Origin of the sequence: Arenibacter certesii DSM 19833 (genome assembly GCF_000429545.1) — a bacterium.
GTDB lineage: Bacteria > Bacteroidota > Bacteroidia > Flavobacteriales > Flavobacteriaceae > Arenibacter > Arenibacter certesii.
Genome location: NZ_AUCB01000010.1, coordinates 79,745 through 101,774, shown reverse-complemented (window position 1 = coordinate 101,774; position 22,030 = coordinate 79,745). Strand labels below are relative to the sequence as shown.

Here is a 22,030-nt window from a genome sequence, read left to right as displayed (position 1 = left end):
AGGGCTTTGTGTTTAAACTACTAAAATGCGGATTGAATGAAATACGCGGAACATTATAATTCAATTACCATGGTAACATGTTCCACTCCTTCTTATTGTAAATGTCTTATTTCTCCAATTTATTTTTATAATAATCGTAAGTAGCAAATTGCGATCTTACTTTTGCTTTTTTATTTTTTCTATAGGCATTGTCATGCTTTTCAGAAAAAACCCGTGCCTTCACATTATCTTGCCAAGAAATGTCAAAGGTATCCAACAGCTCCTGTTTAACACCCTTGTCATAAATAGGCACCCCTACTTCCACTCGGTAATCCAAGTTTCTTGTCATCCAGTCCGAAGAGGAAATGTACACTTTAGGATCACCTTCATTTCCAAAAATGAATACTCTTGGGTGTTCTAAAAATTTATCGACCACACTTATAGCCTCAATATTCTCGCTCATCCCTTTTACTCCGGGTATCAAACAACAAATTCCACGTATAATCAGCTGAATTTTAACTCCTGCCATACTAGCTTGATACAGTTTATCTACCATCTTATAGGAAGTAAAACTATTCATTTTAATTTTTATATACGCTTCCTTTCCTGCCTTGGCATTCTGAATCTCCTTATCTATCAACTTTTTAAACACATTTATAGTATAGTGAGGCGAAACTATAAGGTGCTTGTATTTATGAATCTTATAAGTAGTCTCAAAAAAATCGAAAACCTTATTTAATTCTTTTAAAATTCCATCGTGAGCAGTAAACAGGGTGTAATCCGTATATATACGCGCCGTAGATTCGTTAAAATTCCCAGTACTTACAAACCCATAGCGTTTAATACGACTTCCTTCCTGACGTTCTACCACACAAATTTTACTGTGCACTTTTAAGCCACGTACCCCGAAAATCAGCTTTACTCCTTCAGCCTGTAGCTGTTCTGCATATTCAATATTGGCCTGTTCGTCAAATCTGGCTTGCAGCTCTATCTGTACCGTAACTTGTTTCCCATTTTTTACTGCATTAATCAATGATGCTGCTACTTGGGAGTTATTGGCCAATCTATACACCGTGATCTTAATATTTTTCACTTTAGGATCTAGAGCCGCTTCTCTTAAAAATTTAATGATATAAGAGAAAGTTTGATACGGGGTATATTGTAAAAAATCCTTCTCCGCTATACGTTCAAAAAGACTGCCTTCCAAACACAAACCTTTAACAGGAAGTGGCGTTATAGGCGCGTAGAGCAAATCCTTTCTCCCCAAACTTGGGAAGCCCATATAGTCTCTTCTATTGTGATATCTCCCGCCTGGAATCACACTATCCGTGTCCTCAACATCCATCTTCTCCTTTAGAAAATTTAGGGTGTCAGTTCCTATTTTCTTATCATATACAAAACGGACCGGATCACTAATTTTACGATGCTCTACACTAGAGGATATTTTCTCAATAAAACTCTTACTCAGGTCATTATCTATATCTAATTCTGCATCCCGTGTAATCTTGATCATATGAGCGGAAATGGACTCATATTCAAACATATTAAATATACTGTCGAGACAATATCTAATAAGGTCGTCCAGAATAATAATATAATTCTTATCACCTTCCTTAGGCAACACTACAAAACGATCAATTCCCTTAGGAATTTCAATTAGAGCAAAGCGTTTTTTCTTTGCTTGGGTTTTGCATCCTTCTTGGTTTTTTAACACCATCTTAACCGCCAAATAAGCAGCTGTATCTTTTAACATGGGGAATCCCACCATGTCATTTAAGATAATGGTCATTAACAAGGGACTTACCTCTTCAATAAAATAATTTTTTATAAAACTGGCCTGCTTTTCGGTGATTTCGGTTTCGTTGATGAGAAAGATATTCTCTGTCTCCAATTCCTTTTCAATATCCCCTAGAATCTCAAGACTTTGTGTCTGTTGTTTGATAACAATTTCGGTAATTTCTTCTAGAAGATCCTTTGCACTCTCCCCTCCCAAAACACTTTTACCACTTTTACCAGAACTCACTATTCGTTTTACGGTAGCATATCTTACCTTGAAAAATTCATCCAGATTATTTGAAAATATTCCTAAAAAGCGTAAACGTTCTATTAAGGGAACATTTTTATCGGCACTCTCCTGTAAAACCCTCTCATTAAAACTAAGCCAACTAATTTCTCTGTTTATATATTGATTTTTATGCTTGATCATTCTTTAATTAATTTTGGAAATAATGTTCGCCCTGTTGTTCCTTTTACAACTGCGCCCCAATCGTTAGTGTCAAATTTTATTTCTACAAATCCACTTGTAGGAACGTTATCAATATATATGTTCCCCAGAGAATTGGCAATATGTGTAAAAGCCTCATTGTGGCCAAAAAGCAATACGGTATCCTTGCTATTATCCAAAGAGCGAATAAACGAATGTACGTCATCCCCAGTAAAATCATACAAGGAATGGGATAGATTAAATTTTTCCAACGGAAAGTTAATGGTTCTTAAAAATATTATAGCAGTATGCATTGCTCTATTAGCGGGACTGGAGTAGGCAGCATCAATCTTTATACTGTTCTTCATATACTCCTTTGCCACCCTTGCGGCATCTTTAATACCCCTTTCCATAAGTGGTCTGTCCCTATCCGAAACACTGTAATCCCAGGAAGACTTCCCGTGCCTTACCAATAGTATTGTTTTCATTGTTCTAATTTTTAATGTTCCTTAATTTTACCCCAATGAAGTTAAATTTAAAGCAAAGTTTACCTAAGGTGCCAATCGCTCTATTTTCCAGTCATAATTGTCATGCATGCTATACCGTATCCTATCGTGTAACCTATTTGGCCTACCCTGCCAAAATTCTATAGAAACGGGTTTCACAATAAATCCGCCCCAAAAGCTAGGACGTTCAATTTCCTTATCCGCATAGGCTTTTTCCAATTCCTTTAATTTAGATTCCAGATATTCTCTATTAGGTATTACCTCACTTTGGCGGGATACAATAGCTCCCAACTTACTACCCTCTGGTCTGGACTCAAAGTATCCATCAGATAAATTTTCAGCAATTTTCTCCGCATCTCCCTTTATAATTACCTGCCTTTCCATATTTGGCCAAAAAAAAGAAATGCACACCTTAGAATTGGCACTTATGGCCTTGCCTTTCTCACTTTCATAATTAGTGTAAAAAATAAAGCCGTCGGAAGTGAATTTCTTAAGTAACACTACCCTGCTTTTTGGATATCCGTCCTTTCCAATATTAGAAACCGTCATGGCATTGGGTTCATCTATCCCCTCACTAGCCTCCACCTCATAGAACCACTTTTGAAAAAGTTCCATCGGATTATCTGAGATGCTTGACTCGGTAAGCTCACTTTTTTCGTAAGATCGTCTATAACTACCTAAATCTTGTTGCATAACCACGAATTGAAATTGAAGAAAGGAAACCTAAATTAGTAAGTCGTAATTGGTTAACCAGATCATGGCCTTAATTGCCATTTAAAATCGACTTATCATTAATTACAAATTTGCACAAAACAAACCAAATTACATAAGCCAAGCTTGGATATTTTTTCTACTAGCTCCTAAAATCAATTCATAAATAGCATCCCACTTAAAACAAAAGCGAGCATCCTATATGAACTTCACAATCCAACTTATAAAAAACAGAACAACGAATTGAAATCCAATAGGCTAAAGATCGAAAATCCTACCATCCTCTGCCAATTCAACGTTAGGAAAAATGGCGGCTGCCTCCTCCTTAAAAGGACAAGTTGAACCATAGCGAGTAGAGAAATGCCCTAATATTAATTTTCCAACATTAGCCTTCTTGGCAATGATAGCCGCTTCCATGGCTGTAGAATGCTTAGTCTTAGGCGCCAATGCCTTTTCCGATTCTAAAAAAGTGGCTTCGTGATAAAGCACACCAACCTCATTAATCAGAGGTATAATTTCTTCTGAATACTGGGTGTCACTACAAAATGCGTAACTCTTAGATGGTAGGGGATCATGACTTAACAGGCGATTATCTATTCTTTGTCCATTCTCTAGAATTACATCCTTTCCTTTCTTTATATTTTGAAAATAACATTTATTTACGCGATACTTGGCAACTGCCTCCACATTCAATTTTCGTTCTCCGATTTTCTCTTTAAACAAAAAACCATTTGTATAAATCCTGTGTTGTAGTGGAATGGTGCTCACGGTAACTTTATTGCCCTCAAAAACTATCTCGGACTCTAAAGAACTGAGTTCATGAAAATACAATGGGTAATTGGTCCAGGAATCTCCTAATTTCAACAATAAGGTGATTGCCTCTTTAATCCCCTTAGGACCATAAACGTGAAGTTCCGTTTTACGACCTAATAACCGGAAAGTTGAAATTAAACCCGGTAATCCAAAAAAATGATCTCCGTGTAAATGAGATATAAAAATATGATTTATCCTAGAGAATTTTAACTTCTGCTTTCGCAATTGCACCTGCGTACCTTCCCCACAATCAATTAAAAATAGGTGATTTTTTATCTCGAGTACCTGAGAAGTAGGGTTATTTAAAGATCTGGGGGTCGCTGCATAACATCCCAAAATGGTTAGTTTCATAAAAATAAGAAAATTAAAATCGGAATTGACATTCTAAATACACAGTTGAAAAGAATCTGTAAGCACAATTTATTAGCTTGATACTTTAGGTGCGATGTTTAGATATAAGCACAACATGCAAAGCACAAAAATGAGGGCAAAATCCCATTGCCCCAATATACCCATTATCCTTTAAGTCTAAAAAAGCAGATTAAACTTCATTCCGGACCACACAGGGATAACTAGAATCATTAACGTAGAACTAGATAGGATTCCTAATCGATACTATTTATTAAGAAGTAATAAATCCTATGCAACAGTGCTGTGTTATGAACACTATTATGATGTGATAATCAATGTAATCTGGATATAGTATAATATCCAGATTACATTGACTTTCTTTTAAAAATTACAGGTCCAATTCCCGCTCAATTTCTTCCATTTCTATGATATCCCTAGCTTCCTGAATCGTAGGAACCACACAAATCCTATCAGGAACCTCCTCATAAGAAACCTTATCAGTAACCAGAACAAATGATTTATTAGATTTTCTATGAGTATCAGACAGCTCTAAAAATTCCAAAACGTCTCCCGAGCTTAATTTAGAAAAGGAGAAAAGATTAAGAATAATATTATCGTTTTTAATCTTTGGATAGCTCTCTTTAAAATTAGTTATAAATGCATTTAAGGAAATATTTTCCTGTAGCACAATAGTTACGTTTTCTTCTCTATCTAAAATCATACGTCTATTATTTAATTTTTGATGCTAATAAATATATTACCGCCATTCTAATGGCTACCCCATTTTCCACTTGATCCAATATGATGGATTGCTTTGAATCGGCTACGTCACTGGTAATCTCCACACCGCGATTAATAGGTCCAGGGTGCATTATTACAATTTCTTTGTCAAGGCTATCTAAAAGGGCCTTATTTACACCATATTGTTGGGTATACTCTCTTGTAGTAGGGAAATAACTAATATCTAAGCGTTCGTTCTGTATACGCAACATATTAGCCACATCGCACCAATTTAACGCTTTGCGTAAATTAGGCTCAACAGTGACCCCTAGCGATTCAATATATTTAGGCATTAATGTTTTAGGCCCACATACTTTAACATGGGCTCCTTGTAATTTTAGGGCAAATATATTGGAAAGCGCAACTCTGGAATGGAGGATATCTCCCACGATCAATACATTTTTACCACTTACATCGCCTAACCTTTCCCTAATAGAATAGGAGTCCAATAAGGCTTGCGTAGGATGTTCATGTGCACCATCACCAGCGTTTACTATAGCCGACTTGACATGGTTGGATAAAAATATTCCGGCTCCTGGATTAGGATGTCGCATTACCACCATATCTACTTTCATAGATAAGATATTATTTACGGTATCGATCAAGGTTTCCCCTTTCTTTACCGAGGATTGTCCTGCAGAGAAGTTCACTACATCCGCGGAGAGTCGTTTTTCCGCTAGTTCAAAGGAAAGCCTTGTACGCGTGCTATTTTCAAAAAAGATATTCGCTATGGTAATATCGCGAAGCGAAGGCACTTTTTTAATAGACCGGTTTAAAACCTCTTTGAAATGATCTGCAGTTTCAAAAATGAGCTGAATATCCGACTCTTTCAGATATTTTATCCCCAGCAAGTGATTTACACTCAATTCGCTCATGCGCTTATGTCTTTACTAAATATACAACGTCTTCCCCATCATTTTCCTCCCACATTACTTTCACCTTTTCTCCGTTTATAGCATCTACCTGTCTCCCTCTATAATTTGGCTGAATAGGCAAATGCCTACTAAAACGACGATCGATCAATGTCAGCAATTCTACTTCTTTAGGCCTTCCAAAAGATTGTATAGCCGTTAAAGCCGCATTTATACTCCGCCCCGTATAAAGAACATCATCTACAAACACCACTTTTTTATCTTCAACTAAAAATTCTATTTTGGTTTTATTGGCCTCCAATGTTTTATCACCACGTCTAAAATCGTCCCTAAAGAAGGTGATATCCAAGAACCCCAGGTTTATATGACCCACGCCATACTCCTCCTTTAATATTTTTGCCAAACGTACTGCCAAGTAAATTCCTCTTGGCTGTAAGCCAATTAGTACGGTATCCTTAAAGTTAAGGTGATTCTCCAACAATTGGCAAGCCAGGCGATGAAGGATAATATTTATTTCTTTGGAAGAAAGTAATACTTTTTGACTCATAGATAATTTGTCCAATGCCTTTGAAATACAAAAGTAGGGATTTCTATCTAATATAATGGATTGTTGAGGAATTAGTGTTTCCTGAAAATTGGAATCGTTGATGCACACTATTTTAGGAGGTAAAGCAAAATAAAAAAAGCCCCGACAAATGTCGGAGCTTTTCTATATTTACTAAAATAGAGGCTTATTTACTTTTCTTGTCGTTAGCTTCCATTTTATCTTTCAACGCTTGTAAAGCTTCGTTAGCATCACCTAAAGTTGGCTTAGCTTCGTCTGCAGATGCTGCAGCCTTTTTAACAGCAGCTTTAACATTACGCTTCTCTTCTTCTCTGAATATAGCAGTATGACTTGCTACTACTCTTTTGAATTCTTTATTGAACTCAATAACCTTAAATTCAGCTTCTTCACCTTTTACCAATTTCTTACCATCTTCTTTTTCCAGATGACGAGTAGGTACGAAGGCCACGATATCCTCATTAAACTCAATAGTAGCACCCTTGTCCACTATCTCTGCTATAGTACCCTTATGAACTGTATCTAGGGCAAACTCGGTTTCGTATTTATCCCAAGGATTCTCAGTAGTCTGTTTGTGGCCCAAACTTAATTTACGACCTTCAACATCCAATTCCAAAACTTCCACTTCTAGAGTATCACCAACGGCTACAAACTCAGATGGGTGCTTAATTTTCTTAGTCCAAGAAAGATCAGATATGTATATCAATCCGTCTATTCCTTCCTCTAATTCTACGAATACACCAAAGTTGGTGAAGTTACGTACAATTCCGTTGTGCTTAGAGCCAGCAGGATATTTAGCTGTAATATCAGTCCATGGGTCTGGAGTCAATTGTTTGATACCAAGAGACATCTTACGATCTTCTCTATCCAATGTTAATACTACCGCCTCGATTTCATCTCCTACTTTTACGAAATCCTGTGCGGAACGCAAGTGAGTAGACCAAGACATTTCAGAAACGTGAATCAATCCTTCAACACCTTCAGCAACTTCGATAAATGCACCGTAGTCTGCAATAACAACTACCTTACCTTTAACCTTATCACCAATTTTAATGTCTTCGCTTAAGGCATCCCATGGATGTTTTTCCAATTGCTTAAGACCTAATTGGATTCTAGACTTATTCTCATCAAAGTCAAGAATTACCACGTTTAGTTTCTGATCAAGTTCAACTACTTCATTTGGATGGTTGATTCTGCTCCAAGAAAGATCAGTAATATGAACTAATCCATCAACACCACCTAGATCAATAAATACACCGTAAGAAGTAATGTTTTTAACAACACCTTCTAATACTTGTCCTTTTTCTAATTGGCTGATGATCTCTTTCTTCTGCTCTTCTATGTCAGCTTCGATCAATGCTTTGTGTGAAACAACTACGTTCTTAAATTCGTGGTTAATCTTAACCACCTTAAATTCCATAGTTTTGTTTACGTACTGATCGTAATCACGGATCGGCTTAACATCTATTTGAGAACCTGGTAAGAACGCTTCAATTCCAAAAACGTCAACGATCATACCACCTTTAGTTCTGCATTTTACAAAACCACTTACAATTTCTTCATTATCATGAGCAGCGTTAACTCTATCCCATGCCATGATAGTTCTGGCTTTTCTGTGGGAAAGAACCAACTGACCACTTTTATCCTCCCGGATATCAATCAACACCTCTACTTTATCTCCAACCTTTAAATCGGGATTGTAACGGAATTCATTAAGTGATATTACCCCTTCAGATTTGGCATTGATATCAATAATTGCCTCACGTTCGGTAAGGTAAACTACGGTACCTTCTACCACTTCTGCGTCTGCAGTATCAACAAAGTTCTCCGCAACCATGTCTTCGAATTCCTTTAATTTGGAATCGTCAACGCGCTCAATACCTTGCTCATACTTTTCCCAGTTAAAATTCTCCAAAAATTCTTTTGGATCTTGAGCTGGGGTTTCTACTTTTGTTTCTTGGGTAGCGTCGGTAGTAACTTCTACCTCTGCTGGTGTTTTGTCTTCAGCCATTTGCTGATTTATAATTTGTATTCCAAGGAGTCACAAGAGTTTAAAACAATATCCAGGGAAGTTGTTATGATTATTTTTTATTTTTATCCTTTTTCCTCTCGGTGTCTTGTTAAAAAAGGAGTGCAAATTTACATCTAATTTTTGGTTTTACCAACATAAAAACTATTTGAGAACCAACAATGAAACTATTTGTCGTAATTTACACGCTACCAACCCAATAAACCCTTATATTGTAGTCAAAATCATAACCATTAAAAAATAAGCATATGAGTGTAAAGTCAAAGTATCAAGAAGTATTAAACCTAGGTGAAAAGTTAAATGTTAAGGATGGTAATGTTACCGAAGAAGGTGGCGTATTACAAATAAAAGGCGAAACAAAAACCCAATATGAGAAAAATCTATTGTGGGACAAGATAAAAGAGATAGGTGGCGAAAACCCTTCCGATATAAAAGCCAATATCACTGTTGCCGATGAGAGTGTGTATCATAGACACACGGTAAAAAGCGGAGAATCTTTAAGTAAGATTGCCAAAAAGTACTACGGAGACCCTATGAAGTATAAGAAAATTTTTGAAGCCAATACCAATATCCTTAAGAATCCAGACGTAATCCATCCGGATCAAGTTTTAGTTATTCCAAACTAAGTATTGGTTACTAGCTAAAATGAAAAGACGGATATTCAAAATCTTATTTTGGATATCCGTCTTTTCATTTCCTTTTCTATTAAAAAGGAATTAGCCTTTAGTCTCCTCAATTTTACGCAATGCAAAATTATAGATACGCTCCAATTGCTCCTTTAATCCCATATCACTATTATCAAACTCAATAGCACTCTCGGCTCTCTTTAATGGAGAAAATTTTCTGTTAGAATCAATATAATCCCTATATCGTACATTTTTTAGCACCTCATCATAGGACACTTTCTCGCCTTTGTCCAGCAACTCCTTGTAACGTCTAAATGCCCTTTTCTCTGGAGAAGCAGTCATAAAAACTTTAAATTCGGCATCGGGAAAAACAACAGTTCCAATATCCCTTCCATCCATTACAAGACCTTTTTCCTTGCCCATTTCTTGCTGCATAGCTACCAATTTCTTCCGCACCTCTTCTAGGGTAGCAACTTTACTTACCAACTTAGAAACTGGTAGTGCCCTTATCTCTTTCTCAACATTAACTCCATTTAAGTACATCTCGGAAAACCCCAAGTCTTCATTATACTCAAACTGCAGATTTATATTAGACAGGTCGGCTATTAACTCATCCACCTTCTCCACTTCATCCCCAATATATCCTTTCTGCATGGCGTATAAAGTAACTGCTCTATACATAGCCCCTGTGTCTACGTATACATACCCAAGTAATTTTGCAAGTTGCTTAGCAATTGTGCTTTTCCCTGTTGATGAGTAACCATCAATAGCTATCGTAATTTTTCCCATGGGATTAAAAATGTAATTTTAGAACTCTTCCATTTTTGGAATCGGTCGTTGTTAATAACCTTATTAATCCGTAAAAATAGTTCAAAGAGTTTAAAGTACCTTTCAATTTTAAAGCAAAAGTGCCCGTCTTGTTTAAGGACGGGCACTTTTAAAATGTAAGCTTAAATAAAGAGATAAAAAAACACCTACAATTCCTTAGCGTTCCTAACACTCTCATCCGTAATGGCAATATCTATGACCTCTTGCATATCGGTTACGTAATGGAATGTTAATCCTTTTAGATATTCTTCTTTAATCTCTAGGATATCCTTTCTATTATCCTCACACAATATTATTTCTTTAATTCTTGCTCGTTTTGCCGCTAAGATTTTCTCTTTTATACCTCCAACTGGCAATACCTTTCCTCTTAAAGTTATTTCCCCAGTCATTGCCAGACTTTTCTTTATCTTTTTCTGGGTAAATAAGGAAACTAGTGAAGTTAACATTGTAATCCCAGCACTAGGTCCGTCTTTTGGAGTGGCTCCTTCTGGAACATGTATATGCACATTATACTTGTCAAATACATCTGGATTAATCCCATACCTATCACTGTTGGATTTTATATACTCCATGGCAATGGTAGCCGATTCCTTCATCACCGTTCCCAAGTTTCCAGTAATAGTTAATGTTCCTTTACCTTTAGAAAGAATGGACTCTATAAACAGAATATCTCCACCAACACTAGTCCAAGCCAACCCTGTTACAACTCCTGCAACCTCATTATTCTCATATTTATCTCTTTCTAACCTAGCTGGACCCAATATTTTCACCACATCCTCATTACTCACCTTTAGGTTATATTCTTCATCCATAGCTATGGATTTAGCCGCATACCTCACCATTTTGGCAACCTGCTTCTCTAAGGTTCGCACTCCTGATTCCCGGGTGTAACCCTCAACTATTTTTTCTAGCTGAACCTTTCCAATTTTAAGATCGTTTACGGTTAGTCCGTGTTCCTTCAATTGTTTTGGCAACAAATGTCTTTTGGCGATCTCTACCTTTTCTTCAATAGTATAGCCAGTAACATTTATAATTTCCATACGGTCTCTAAGTGCCGGTTGAATTTCAGATAAATTATTCGCCGTGGCAATAAACATCACTCGGGAAAGATCATATCCAATTTCTAAAAAATTATCGTGAAATTCATTATTTTGTTCAGGATCCAAAACCTCTAGCATAGCCGAAGAAGGATCTCCTTGATGACTGCTAGACAATTTATCTATTTCGTCCAAGATAAAAACGGGATTAGATTTACCCGCTTTTTTTAAACTTTGAACAATTCTACCGGGCATAGCTCCAATATATGTTTTTCTATGACCACGTATTTCCGCTTCGTCCCTTAGTCCACCTAAAGAAATACGCACATATTCTCTACCCAATGCCTCTGCTACAGATTTCCCCAACGAAGTTTTACCTACCCCTGGAGGACCGTATAAACAAAGTATAGGCGATTTCATATCGTTCCGCAACTTAAGGACCGCTAAATATTCTATAATCCTTCTCTTTACATCCTCTAATCCGTAATGATCACGATCTAATATTTTCTGTGCCCTTTTTAAATCGAATTTATCTTTTGAGAATTCGTTCCATGGAAGATCTAGAAAAAGCTCGAGGTAATTACGCTGGATGGAATATTCCGCTACTTGCGGATTCATCCGTTGCAATTTGGCAACTTCTTTTTCAAAGTGCTCACCAACCTTTTCATCCCACTTTTTCTTTTTCGCCTTCGCCCTCATTTCATCAACTTCCTGCTCGTAGGAAAGTCCACCAAGCTCTTCTTGGATGGTCTTCAATTGTTGGTGTAGATAATATTCCCTCTGCTGCTGGTCCATATCACTCCTTACTTTAGACTGAATATCTATTTTCAGTTCTAATTTCTGGAGTTCAACGTTCATATATTTAAGCGTAGCCAAAGCCCTTTCCTGTAAATTTCCAATCTCTAGTAGCTCTTGCTTCTCTTTAACACTTAAATTTAGATTAGAGGAAACAAAGTTGATTAGAAAGGAATCACTCTGAATATTTTTTATAGCAAAAGACGCCTCACTAGGAATATTGGGATTGTCCCGAATAATCTGTAAGGAAAGCTCTTTTATAGAATCTATAATAGCCCTAAACTCCTTACTCTCCTTATCTGGCCTAACCTCCTTGGTTTCACGAACGGTAGCGGTCATATACGGGTTTTCCGTAAGCACTTCGGCCACTTCAAATCGCTTTTTACCTTGAATAATAACTGTTGTGTTCCCATCGGGCATTTGCAGCACCCTTAATATTCTTGCCACAGTACCCAAGGTATTTATGTCCTTCACCCCTGGATTTTCAGTTTCCTCATCCTTTTGGGAAACTACACCAATTACTTTTGAACCATTGTTGGCATCCTTAATAAGATTAATGGATTTATCCCTGCCGGCCGTTATTGGGATTACCACTCCAGGAAAAAGAACAGTATTCCTCAATGGCAGAATGGGCAAGGTATTGGGTAAACTCTCATTGTTTATCTCCTCCTCGTCCTCAGCTGTCATTAAGGGAATTAATTCCGCATCTTCCTCGATGTCCTGCAATGACATAGTGTCAAATTTTAAATTCTTCAAATTACCCATATTTTTATTTCGGTCATTCTGTCACTTAATTTTAAACAGAACTATATTTTAAATTAAACGTTCAATAATAGCTCATACCCTATAACATATAGGAATAAAGCATATTATTCAAATTACAACTAATACTATTTAGGCAATTCTTATGCCAACAAATAATTTATTTACAAATAAACTGTAACAAACCTTAAATTACACCATCTCTTAATAAAATAGATTTCTTTTTGGCCCAAGTAAAGATACATATTGATTCACAGTTACAACTGTGTTTAAAAGGGAACCGTTCTGCTCAAATGGAGGTGTACGATCGCTATTACAAAGGCATGTACAATATCTCCAAAAGAATTGTAAAAGATAGCGCTCTTGCAGAAGATATTATGCAGGAATCTTTTTTAAGTGCATTTACAAAATTAGGAACATTTAAGGGCGAGGTAAGTTTTGGGGCGTGGTTAAAAAGAATTGTTATCAACAATAGTATTCAAGAATACCGAAAACAATGCAAAAGACAAGAGGTTGATATAGATCACGTTTTATACAAAATAGAAGATAATGAGGGATATGTTACCGATATGGAAGTTGATGATACGAAGGCAAAAAAAGTGATTGAAAGCATGAAGCTATTGAACGACAATTATAGAATTGCCTTGACCTTACATTTGATAGAAGGAATGGATTATGAGGAGATTAGTGACATAATGCATATTAGTTATGCCAATTGCAGAACCATAATCTCTAGGGCCAAGAATAGCTTAAGACAAAAATTAACTTCAGCATTATGACGGATAAGCACTATATAAAGAAACTATTTGAGGACCTTGAAGGTACATTAGACCTGGAGGAACCACAAAAGGGCCACCGGGAACGTTTTATGGCAAAACTAGAAACGCTACCACAAAAAAAACCTTTGCCAAAAAGTAAATTGGTATGGCGGAAATCGCTATCCATTGCCGCTGCCCTATTGGTACTACTTACCCTGACCTACAACCTAAGTAACACCAATACCACTGTGGAACAACAAGTATCCCGAATTTCCCCAGAGATTGCCAATACCCAATATTACTTTTCCGGTTTAGTAGAAGAGCAAATAAAACTCCTACAAAATGAGCACAGTCCGATAACCGATAAGATAATTTCAGATACTATGATTCAACTCAGAACCCTAGAGAAGGATTATCAAAAAATGGAACAAGACCTTTTAAATGGAGGTAATAGCAAATTGATCCTAAGTGCTATGATTGGAAATTTTCAAATTAGAATAGATTTGCTAAATGAGGTTTTGCTACAAATAGAAGAAGTGAAAACAATAAAAGAAAATAAAAATGAAAACAGTATTACATAGACCTATTATCGCGTTATTACTGGCAATCCCTTTTCTAACCTTTGCAACGGATGAAATACCGGATGGAAAATACACTAAGGAAAAAACGATTAAAAAAGAATATACAGTAAACCATGATGCTCTTTTAAAAGTAAAGAACAGCTACGGGAACCTTAACATCATCTCTTGGAACGAAAACGGTATCCTAATCGAAGTTCATGTTAAGACCACGGGCGACAATGAGGAAAAGGTACAACGCAAATTAGATGATATAGCTATAGATTTTGAGTCGACCAACTCCATGGTTGCCGCAACCACAGTATTCAATCAATCCAAAAGCAATTGGAATTGGAGTTGGGGCAAAAATAACAACATAAATATGCAGGTTAATTATACCATAAAGGTTCCAGTAAAGAATAGTGTTCACCTTAGTAACGACTATGGAAGCATAATTTTAAATAGAATAGATGGGCATGCGAATATTAGCTGCGACTATGGTAGATTAGAAATAGGAGAACTTTATGGAAGAAACAATCAGTTATCGTTTGATTACACCTCTAGGTCTACAATAGGATATATGAACAGCGGCACTATAAATGCCGATTATTCTGAATTTACCATAGAGCGTGCAGGCAATTTAACTATTGTGGCCGATTACACCAATACTAAGGTAGAAAGCATGGAAGACCTCACCTATACAAGTGATTATGGCAAATTAGAGATTGGCAATCTAGCCAATGTAAAGGGAAATGGAGATTATATTAATGTAGTTCTTGGCAGCGTCCATGGAAACTTACATATTAAATCAAATTATGGTTCCATCAAAATTCATGAAATGGCATCCGATGCTGGAAACCTACAATTAAGAACAACATATACTGGGATTAAACTGGGCTATGCTCCTGACTATCACTTTAACTTTGAAATACAAACATCCTACGCCGGGGTAAGTGGGAAGGACGACTTTACCATAAACGTCAGCAATGAGAAATCTAGCAAGACATTTTACAAGGGATACTACGGAAGCCAGAACAGCGAAAAATCTGTTGTTATCAACAGTGAATACGGGGGTATTTCATTTAAAAAGAAGGAATAGTCTCCTGAATGAGCTACCCCCTCTTGCACTGTATAACAGAATACTATTAAGTCTTCTGTACCTTATTTACCCTTGTCAATAAAAGGGCGCCAACCAGAAAGAAGATCCCTAAAAATATAAGAGCATTTCGCATACTACCAGTGACTTGGGCTATATATCCGTAGATAAAAGTACCTATAACGATTCCAATTTTCTCGGCAACATCATAGAAACTAAAAAAAGAAGTGGTGTCCGTAGTTTCCGGAAGGAATTTAGAGTAGGTAGAACGAGAAAGAGCCTGTATCCCTCCCATCACCAATCCTACACATCCTGCAGCGAAATAGAAATCAGTAGGGGTAACTACAAAATATGCATATATGCATATTGCCATCCATAGCAGGTTTATAATAATAAGGGTCTTAATATTCCCCAGCCATCCAGACATCCTAGCCGTTAATGTAGCTCCAGCAATGGCAACCAACTGTATAACGAGAATACTAATAATAAGCCCCATGGTTCGTTCACTGTCCCCACCCCATTTTATTTCTTCTTCCCCAAAATAAGTTGCAATCAGAATAACCGTTTGTACCGCCATACTATATACAAAAAAAGCTGCCAGATAACGCTTCAATTTCACCCGATTTCCCAATTGATGCCAAACACCCCTAAGTTCCCTAAAGCCATTGAGGACAATATTCTGCCTTTCTCCTTCTTTCCGAAAACCTTGCGGTAGAAAATAAAAGGTGTATTGGGCAAATAGTACCCACCAAATCCCAACGGTAAGGAAAGAATACCGCATCGCTTTCACTTCTGCAACTCCCCCTGCATCAGATTCTATTCCAAAAACATCTGGATTCATCACCATTGCTAGGTTAAAGAGTAATAAAAGAACGCTGCCCACATATCCAAGAGAAAATCCTTTTGCACTAATTTTATCTTGTTGCTCTGGGAAGGCGACATCTGGCAAGTATGAGTTATTTATAGCTAAGCTGATCCAAAACCCCACCAATCCAAAGAAATAACAGGCTAAGCTCATGTAGATTTGCTCTAAAGAAAACCAATACAGACCAATGCAGGAGAGTGCGCCCAGATAGCAGAAGAATTTCATGAAAAGCTTTTTATTGCCCAAATAATCCGCAATGCCAGATACAATTGGTGTGAGCACCGCTATAAAAAAAAAAGCGGCAGACGTTACGTAACTAATTAAGGGAGCCCTCGCTATTTCACCACCAAAGACCGTTACTTTTTCTACTTCAGCCATTCGGAACAAGGCCCCATAAAAAATGGGAAATATTGCCGAAGTAATTACTAGGCTATAAACCGAGTTTGCCCAATCATAAAATGCCCAAGCATTCAACAATTTTCTACTGCCCTTTGCTGCATGTTGCTTTACCATACCTAATATAAAAAAAGCCGTTCCAAAGAACGGCTCCTCATTATTTATCTATCAATATTATACATCTTCCTTTATCTATTGAAAACTTGTAACCCCAAATTTAGCGGCCTCTTGTTTAGCCAAAGGTGCCCACTCTGTCAAGTTTTGAATTCTAGTTTCATTTGAAGGGTGCGTACTTAAAAATTCTGGTGGAGCTGCTCCTCCTTGTGCCTTCATTCGCTTCCATAATTCCGCTGCTTCATCCGGATTGTAACCTGCAATGGCCATAATCTGCAAACCAATACGGTCTGCTTCCGTCTCGTGACCTCTACTAAAAGGAAGCATAACCCCTACCTGAGATCCAACCGCATACGCTTGATTGAACAGATTTAATTTTTCTGGATCCTGAATAGCTATATTCCCAGCTACAGCACCCAATTGCTGTAAGGTACCCGCACTCATACGCTGGGCGCCATGATCAGCCAGTGCATGGGCAACTTCGTGCCCCATAACCACGGCAATGCCTGTTTCAGTTTGACAAATAGGAAGAATTCCAGTATAGAAAACAATTTTACCTCCCGGCATACACCAAGCGTTTACAGTTTTATCCTCCACTAAATTATATTCCCATTTATAATCTTTAAGATAACCAGGATACCCATTTGCTGTTAACCAACGCTCTGCAGCAGCAGCAATTCGCTGTCCCGTTTTTACAATCATTTTAGAGTCTGCCGTCCCAGTGACCACTTTATGTTCGCCTAAAAATTGATCATACTGCGCAAAAGCAGTTGGAAAAATCTGACTGTTTCCATAAAAGTTTAAAACTTTCTGTCCTGTAAATGGATTGGTCTTACAGGCCAATACTCCAAAAAACACGGCTATTATTAGTATTACCTTTTTCATTTTGTTATGTATTAATTGCCGAAAATTACAAAAAAATTAAACCCCAAGAATATGCAAAACAGTAAAATCTTTGCTGATATGAATATTGTTGCTCTCATTCAACTTAAGATCTTTTGTATCAATTAACTCACTATCAACCCATACCTCCATAATTTTAAAGGGAAGTCCGTGGAAATTTATTTCAAAAGTTTCATAAGGAGTAATATAAGTCCCATCTTTATATTGCTGAATGATTAGCTCATCCTTTTTGCCCCTAAAGTTAAAGTTCCGGAGACTATATCTTCCTTTCTTATAATCATAACCATCCTGTGCATCTTCGTAAACCATAGAAGTTTCTACCCCATTTTTATAATACACTTCTAAAACAAGCTCCTTTATCTCTAGTTCTCCTACATATTGCTGTACAGGATATTTTGGAATAATAGAGCCCTCTTTTACAAATACGGGTATTCTACTCAAATCGGCAACGATCCATTTTTCCATTCCTCCTTGCACTACCTCATCTGTCCAATAATCATACCACGTTCCTCTAGGAATATACATTCTACGCCCCTGAGCGTTAGGTTCCTGTACCGGACAAATTAAAATCTGTTCCCCAAAAATAAACTCATCTGTCCTAAAATGAGTCTGGGGATCCGCTTGGTCAAAATAAACTAAAGGTTTTATCATTGGAATACCTTCCTTAGAATATTTGTAAAACATGGTATATAAATAGGGAAGTAATTGATAGCGAAGCTCAATAAATTCTCGGACAATATCAGTTACCTCCTTATCAAAAGACCAAGGTTCCTGATCGCCGTGGTCTCCACTGGAATGCACCCTACAAAAAGGATGGAACACTCCTAATTGTACCCACCTTGCAAAAAGTTCTCCACTGGGGTGTTCTGCAAAGCCTCCGATATCTGACCCGACAAAGGAATAACCACTCATACACATCCTTTGTACCTGCACATTGGCTATCCACAGATGTTCCCAAGTGGCCACATTATCTCCTGTCCAAGTGGAAGAATATCTTTGTGTACCTGCATAAGCAGCCCTAGTAATTACAAATGGCCTCTTAGGATAAACATGCTTTTTAATTCCCTCATAAGTAGCCCTCACCATTTGCATCCCATAGACATTATGGGCTTTACGATGTGAACAGGGATGCCCATCAAAGTTATGCCTTGTATCTAAAGGGGCCGTTTTGGTAGGCACTTCCATAACTGCGGGTTCGTTCATATCATTCCAAACCGCATGCACTCCAATATCCGTAAACATCTCCTTATAGAGTCCGCCCCACCATTCCCTAACAGCTGGGTTGGTGAAATCGGGGAAATTACATTCCCCAGGCCATACTTTCCCTTTCATATAAGCCCCATCGGCACGCTTACAGAAATAATCGTTATCTATACCTTCTTGGTAGACCCAAAAATCCTTATCGATCTTAATACCTGGGTCAATCATAACCACAGTCTTAAAACCGTCTTTTTCCAAATCCGAAATCATTTTTTTAGGATCGGGAAAATGATTTTTATCCCAAGTAAAACATCTAAATCCGTCCATATAATCTATGTCCAAATAAAGACCATCGCAAGGGATCCTTAATTCTCTAAATTTTGCAGCCAATTCCCGAACATTACTTTCTGGAAAATAACTCCATTTGGACTGATGGTAACCCATTGCCCACATTGGTGGCAACTCTGGAGTGCCGGTAAAATTAGTATAACCTTTAACCACCTGGGCAAATGTGGGACCATAGAAAAAATAGTAATTCATTTCCCCTCCGTCTGCCCAAAAGCTGGTTACGTTCCTACGTTCATGGGCAAAATCGAATTGTGTTTTAAAAGTATTATCAAAGAAAATACCATAGGCCTGTTCGTGGTGTAGTCCTATAAAAAATGGAATGGCTTTATAAAGCGGGTCTTGGTCCTTACCGTAGGCATATTGGTCCGTTACCCAGTTACTTACTCGTTTTCCTTTTAAATTACTGTGGGTTGCCTTATCCCCAAGGCCGTAGAAGCTCTCCGTAACTTGGGTTATTTTACTCATTTTTACAGTATTACCACCATATTCATAATTCTCTTCCCAATGAAAACCAAGTTCGTCCTCACAAATTATAAAACCGGTAAGATCTGAAATCTGTGTCCGTAAGGTCTTTTTATCTACTAACAACTTAAGTTTAGCGGTGTGCACCAAATACTCTGTTTCGGTTTCCTCTACCTCTAAATGATTATAACCAAGACTGGCATTATCACTAATGGCATAGGAAAAATCGGGCTCAAAGATACTTTCAGTGGCATATCTGAACCTAAAAACGCTATCACGAAGAATAGTAACTTCAAGTATAACCCCGTTAAGGGTAGTAAAGTATAATTTATCTGTATCCCTATAAAAACCAACAATTGAATTGGGGTACAGATTTCCTTTGTATTCTAGTTCGGTATTGGTGATCATGAACGTGTGATTATGGAAGCGCTAAAAAAGAACATTCCTTTCTATTTATTAAATGATAAAATATTTGCCCGTAAAAACATAATAGTAACCCATTATTGTGAAAATACAACCATACCGAGTGGTGGAATGGAAACCTCAACAGAGTTTTCATAGCCATGCCATGGATTTTTTGAAGTTTTTAGCGTCCCATTTTCTAGTCCAGAACCACCATATTTTAGGGCATCACTATTAAATATTTCTTTCAAGGACCCAGTTATGGGTATCCCTATTCTATATTTCTTCTTAGGGTTAGGCGTAAAGTTACAAGCGATATAAATATCCTTCTTAGTATCGTGACCTTTTCTGATATAGGTCAATACCGAATTTTCGTGATCCCCATAATCGATCCATTGAAATCCTTCGGCACTAAATTGCTTCTCGTGAAGAGCAGGATATTCTTTATATAGTGTATTTAAATCTCTTACCAAGTTTTGTATGCCTTTATGAAAATCAAATTCCAACAGATGCCAATCCAAGCTGTTCTGAAAATCCCATTCGGAAGATTGCCCAAATTCTCCTCCCATAAAAATCAGATTAGCTCCAGGGTGGGTGTACATATATCCAAATAGTAACCTCAAATTTGCAAAACGCTGCCATTCATCCCCAGGCATTCTATATAGCAGCGATTGTTTGCCATACACCACCTCATCATGTGAGAAAGGGAGCATAAAGTTCTCCGTAAAGGCGTAGGTAGCACTAAAGGTAAGGTCGTTTTGATGGAATTTTCTATACAAAGGGTCTTTTTTAAAGTACTCCAAGGTATCGTGCATCCATCCCATCATCCATTTCATCCCAAAACCCAATCCGCCCATATTTACAGGCTTGGAAACCATAGAAAAAGAGGTAGACTCTTCGGCAATCATCTGAATGCCTTCAAAATTAGAATATACAGTTTCGTTTAATTCGCGAATAAAGGAAATAGCTTCCAAGTTTTCATTATTTCCGTATATATTGGGTTCCCACTCCCCTTCTTCCCTAGAATAATCTAAATAGAGCATAGAGGCCACGGCATCTACCCTAAGACCATCAATATGATAATGGTCTAACCAATACATGGCATTACTAATTAAAAATGCCCGCACCTCATTACGTCCATAATTAAAGATTAGGCTCTTCCAATCTGGATGATACCCTCTCCTCCTATCTGGATGTTCATAAAGGTGGGAACCATCAAAAAACCCCAATCCGTGGGCATCTTCAGGAAAATGGGATGGTACCCAATCCAAGATCACTCCTATATTATTTTGGTGCAAGGTATCTACCAAAAATTTAAAATCCTCTGCCTTTCCAAATCGTGAAGTAGGCGCAAAATAGCCGGTTAACTGGTATCCCCAAGAGGGATCATAGGGATATTCCATTATAGGCATAAATTCTACATGGGTAAAATTCATATCCTTTACATACGCTACCAAATCTACCGCTAAGTCCCTATAGGACATAAATTCGTTATCGAATTTTCTTTTCCAAGAACCCAAATGCACTTCATAAACTGCATATGGCTTATCTAAGGCGTTCGTTTCCTTTCTACTTCCCATCCACTCCTTATCTTTCCAATTATGAGAGGCATCCCAAACTATGGAAGCAGTCTTAGGTGGATGCTCACAACTTTTGGCAAAGGGATCTGCCTTTTCAGTAACTACCCCATGATTATTTGAATGGATACGATATTTATATAATGTACCTTCAACCAGATCCGGAATAAATCCTTCCCAGATTCCACTACCATCCCAACGCACGTAAAGTTGATACTCAGAATCGCTCCAACCATTAAAATCCCCAATAACGGACACTGTTCTTGCTGTTGGAGCCCAAACAGCAAAATAGGTTCCTTTAACTCCATCTACCTCGACTACGTGGGAGCCTAATTTCTCGTAAAGCTTAAAGTGCTTGCCCGATTTAAACAAATCGATATCAAAATCGGAAAATAAACTATGGGGTACTACTTTGGTCATGATTGAATTATTTAGTTCAAATATAAGTAACTTAGGCAAGCGCTATCCACATTGCGGTATACTTATTATAAAATACTT

At 37.4% G+C, this 22,030-nt stretch carries 18 protein-coding genes; 4 read left to right on the top strand and 14 right to left on the bottom strand.

Features of this window, described 5'->3' with window-relative positions; all coding sequences use genetic code 11:
* Positions 1-106: 106 nt before the first annotated feature.
* From ppk1 to rpsA, 8 genes are all read right to left on the bottom strand, one after another.
* Positions 107-2,185 carry a polyphosphate kinase 1 gene (gene ppk1 / locus G466_RS0106345; RefSeq protein ID WP_026812913.1) on the bottom strand — a complete coding sequence of 693 codons (2,079 nt, stop codon included), beginning with the start codon at positions 2,183-2,185 and terminating at the stop codon, positions 107-109.
* A complete protein-coding gene (locus G466_RS0106340) occupies positions 2,182-2,670 on the bottom strand; it encodes a SixA phosphatase family protein (protein WP_026812912.1) in 489 nt (162 codons plus the stop codon). Before G466_RS0106340 ends, ppk1 begins: the two co-directional genes overlap by 4 nt.
* A gap of 63 nt (positions 2,671-2,733) precedes the next feature.
* Positions 2,734-3,381, bottom strand: coding sequence for a pyridoxamine 5'-phosphate oxidase (pdxH, locus tag G466_RS0106335; RefSeq protein ID WP_026812911.1), 648 nt, complete (start codon positions 3,379-3,381; stop codon positions 2,734-2,736).
* Positions 3,382-3,657: 276 nt separating this feature from the next.
* On the bottom strand, positions 3,658-4,563 hold the full coding sequence (locus G466_RS0106330; RefSeq protein WP_026812910.1) for a ribonuclease Z: 906 nt from the start codon (positions 4,561-4,563) through the stop codon (positions 3,658-3,660).
* Positions 4,564-4,951: 388 nt separating this feature from the next.
* Positions 4,952-5,284 carry a hypothetical protein gene (locus G466_RS0106325; RefSeq protein ID WP_026812909.1) on the bottom strand — a complete coding sequence of 111 codons (333 nt, stop codon included), beginning with the start codon at positions 5,282-5,284 and terminating at the stop codon, positions 4,952-4,954.
* Positions 5,285-5,291: 7 nt separating this feature from the next.
* Entirely contained in the window at positions 5,292-6,218 is a 927-nt protein-coding gene (locus tag G466_RS0106320) for an aspartate carbamoyltransferase catalytic subunit (protein WP_026812908.1), read from the bottom strand.
* 4 nt (positions 6,219-6,222) lie between these two features.
* Positions 6,223-6,762 carry a bifunctional pyr operon transcriptional regulator/uracil phosphoribosyltransferase PyrR gene (gene pyrR, locus G466_RS0106315; RefSeq protein WP_026812907.1) on the bottom strand — a complete coding sequence of 180 codons (540 nt, stop codon included), beginning with the start codon at positions 6,760-6,762 and terminating at the stop codon, positions 6,223-6,225.
* A 184-nt stretch (positions 6,763-6,946) separates the two neighbouring features.
* Positions 6,947-8,788 carry a 30S ribosomal protein S1 gene (gene rpsA / locus G466_RS0106310; protein WP_026812906.1) on the bottom strand — a complete coding sequence of 614 codons (1,842 nt, stop codon included), beginning with the start codon at positions 8,786-8,788 and terminating at the stop codon, positions 6,947-6,949.
* A 266-nt stretch (positions 8,789-9,054) separates the two neighbouring features.
* On the opposite strand from rpsA, the gene G466_RS0106305 reads away from it, so the two are divergent.
* Positions 9,055-9,432 (top strand): LysM peptidoglycan-binding domain-containing protein, encoded by a 378-nt coding sequence (locus tag G466_RS0106305; RefSeq protein WP_026812905.1) that lies wholly within the window; start codon positions 9,055-9,057, stop codon positions 9,430-9,432.
* A 90-nt stretch (positions 9,433-9,522) separates the two neighbouring features.
* Here G466_RS0106305 and cmk read toward each other — a convergent pair whose 3' ends face one another.
* Positions 9,523-10,221, bottom strand: a complete 699-nt coding sequence (cmk, locus tag G466_RS0106300) for a (d)CMP kinase (RefSeq protein WP_026812904.1) — start codon at positions 10,219-10,221, stop codon at positions 9,523-9,525.
* Positions 10,222-10,406: 185 nt separating this feature from the next.
* Positions 10,407-12,857, bottom strand: a complete 2,451-nt coding sequence (gene lon / locus G466_RS0106295; protein WP_026812903.1) for an endopeptidase La — start codon at positions 12,855-12,857, stop codon at positions 10,407-10,409.
* Between the two features lie 221 nt (positions 12,858-13,078).
* Here lon and G466_RS0106290 point away from each other — a divergent pair, with 221 nt between their 5' ends.
* Genes G466_RS0106290 through G466_RS0106280 form a run of 3 tightly spaced genes read left to right on the top strand, consistent with a single transcriptional unit; the run spans position 13,079 to position 15,268 of the window.
* The gene (locus G466_RS0106290; protein ID WP_026812902.1) at positions 13,079-13,633 is read left to right on the top strand and encodes an RNA polymerase sigma factor; all 555 of its coding nucleotides are present in this window, start codon (positions 13,079-13,081) and stop codon (positions 13,631-13,633) included.
* A complete protein-coding gene (locus G466_RS0106285; protein WP_026812901.1) occupies positions 13,630-14,193 on the top strand; it encodes a hypothetical protein in 564 nt (187 codons plus the stop codon). Before G466_RS0106290 ends, G466_RS0106285 begins: the two co-directional genes overlap by 4 nt.
* Positions 14,174-15,268, top strand: a complete 1,095-nt coding sequence (locus G466_RS0106280) for a DUF4097 family beta strand repeat-containing protein (protein WP_026812900.1) — start codon at positions 14,174-14,176, stop codon at positions 15,266-15,268. The genes G466_RS0106285 and G466_RS0106280 overlap by 20 nt, the downstream gene beginning before the upstream one ends.
* A 46-nt stretch (positions 15,269-15,314) precedes the next feature.
* On the opposite strand, the gene G466_RS0106275 is transcribed toward G466_RS0106280, so the two are convergent.
* From G466_RS0106275 to glgB, 4 genes are all read right to left on the bottom strand, one after another.
* A complete protein-coding gene (locus tag G466_RS0106275; RefSeq protein ID WP_026812899.1) occupies positions 15,315-16,643 on the bottom strand; it encodes an MFS transporter in 1,329 nt (442 codons plus the stop codon).
* Positions 16,644-16,718: 75 nt separating this feature from the next.
* Positions 16,719-17,525 (bottom strand): M48 family metallopeptidase, encoded by an 807-nt coding sequence (locus G466_RS0106270; RefSeq protein ID WP_026812898.1) that lies wholly within the window; start codon positions 17,523-17,525, stop codon positions 16,719-16,721.
* 36 nt (positions 17,526-17,561) lie between these two features.
* Complete coding sequence (locus G466_RS0106265) at positions 17,562-19,961, bottom strand: glycoside hydrolase family 31 protein (protein ID WP_026812897.1); 2,400 nt, start codon at positions 19,959-19,961, stop codon at positions 17,562-17,564.
* A 92-nt stretch (positions 19,962-20,053) separates the two neighbouring features.
* Positions 20,054-21,952, bottom strand: a complete 1,899-nt coding sequence (gene glgB / locus G466_RS0106260; protein WP_026812896.1) for a 1,4-alpha-glucan branching protein GlgB — start codon at positions 21,950-21,952, stop codon at positions 20,054-20,056.
* Between the last annotated feature and the right edge of the window lie 78 nt (positions 21,953-22,030).

What these genes read in the sequence shown, in the direction of transcription:
- ppk1 (WP_026812913.1), bottom strand. Translation starts at nt 2,185, where the DNA reads ATGATCAAGCATAAAAATCAATATATAAACAGAGAAATTAGTTGGCTT.
- G466_RS0106340 (WP_026812912.1), bottom strand. Translation starts at nt 2,670, where the DNA reads ATGAAAACAATACTATTGGTAAGGCACGGGAAGTCTTCCTGGGATTAC.
- pdxH (WP_026812911.1), bottom strand. Translation starts at nt 3,381, where the DNA reads ATGCAACAAGATTTAGGTAGTTATAGACGATCTTACGAAAAAAGTGAG.
- G466_RS0106330 (WP_026812910.1), bottom strand. Translation starts at nt 4,563, where the DNA reads ATGAAACTAACCATTTTGGGATGTTATGCAGCGACCCCCAGATCTTTA.
- G466_RS0106325 (WP_026812909.1), bottom strand. Translation starts at nt 5,284, where the DNA reads ATGATTTTAGATAGAGAAGAAAACGTAACTATTGTGCTACAGGAAAAT.
- G466_RS0106320 (WP_026812908.1), bottom strand. Translation starts at nt 6,218, where the DNA reads ATGAGCGAATTGAGTGTAAATCACTTGCTGGGGATAAAATATCTGAAA.
- pyrR (WP_026812907.1), bottom strand. Translation starts at nt 6,762, where the DNA reads ATGAGTCAAAAAGTATTACTTTCTTCCAAAGAAATAAATATTATCCTT.
- rpsA (WP_026812906.1), bottom strand. Translation starts at nt 8,788, where the DNA reads ATGGCTGAAGACAAAACACCAGCAGAGGTAGAAGTTACTACCGACGCT.
- G466_RS0106305 (WP_026812905.1), top strand. Translation starts at nt 9,055, where the DNA reads ATGAGTGTAAAGTCAAAGTATCAAGAAGTATTAAACCTAGGTGAAAAG.
- cmk (WP_026812904.1), bottom strand. Translation starts at nt 10,221, where the DNA reads ATGGGAAAAATTACGATAGCTATTGATGGTTACTCATCAACAGGGAAA.
- lon (WP_026812903.1), bottom strand. Translation starts at nt 12,857, where the DNA reads ATGGGTAATTTGAAGAATTTAAAATTTGACACTATGTCATTGCAGGAC.
- G466_RS0106285 (WP_026812901.1), top strand. Translation starts at nt 13,630, where the DNA reads ATGACGGATAAGCACTATATAAAGAAACTATTTGAGGACCTTGAAGGT.
- G466_RS0106280 (WP_026812900.1), top strand. Translation starts at nt 14,174, where the DNA reads ATGAAAACAGTATTACATAGACCTATTATCGCGTTATTACTGGCAATC.
- G466_RS0106275 (WP_026812899.1), bottom strand. Translation starts at nt 16,643, where the DNA reads ATGGTAAAGCAACATGCAGCAAAGGGCAGTAGAAAATTGTTGAATGCT.
- G466_RS0106270 (WP_026812898.1), bottom strand. Translation starts at nt 17,525, where the DNA reads ATGAAAAAGGTAATACTAATAATAGCCGTGTTTTTTGGAGTATTGGCC.
- G466_RS0106265 (WP_026812897.1), bottom strand. Translation starts at nt 19,961, where the DNA reads ATGATCACCAATACCGAACTAGAATACAAAGGAAATCTGTACCCCAAT.
- glgB (WP_026812896.1), bottom strand. Translation starts at nt 21,952, where the DNA reads ATGACCAAAGTAGTACCCCATAGTTTATTTTCCGATTTTGATATCGAT.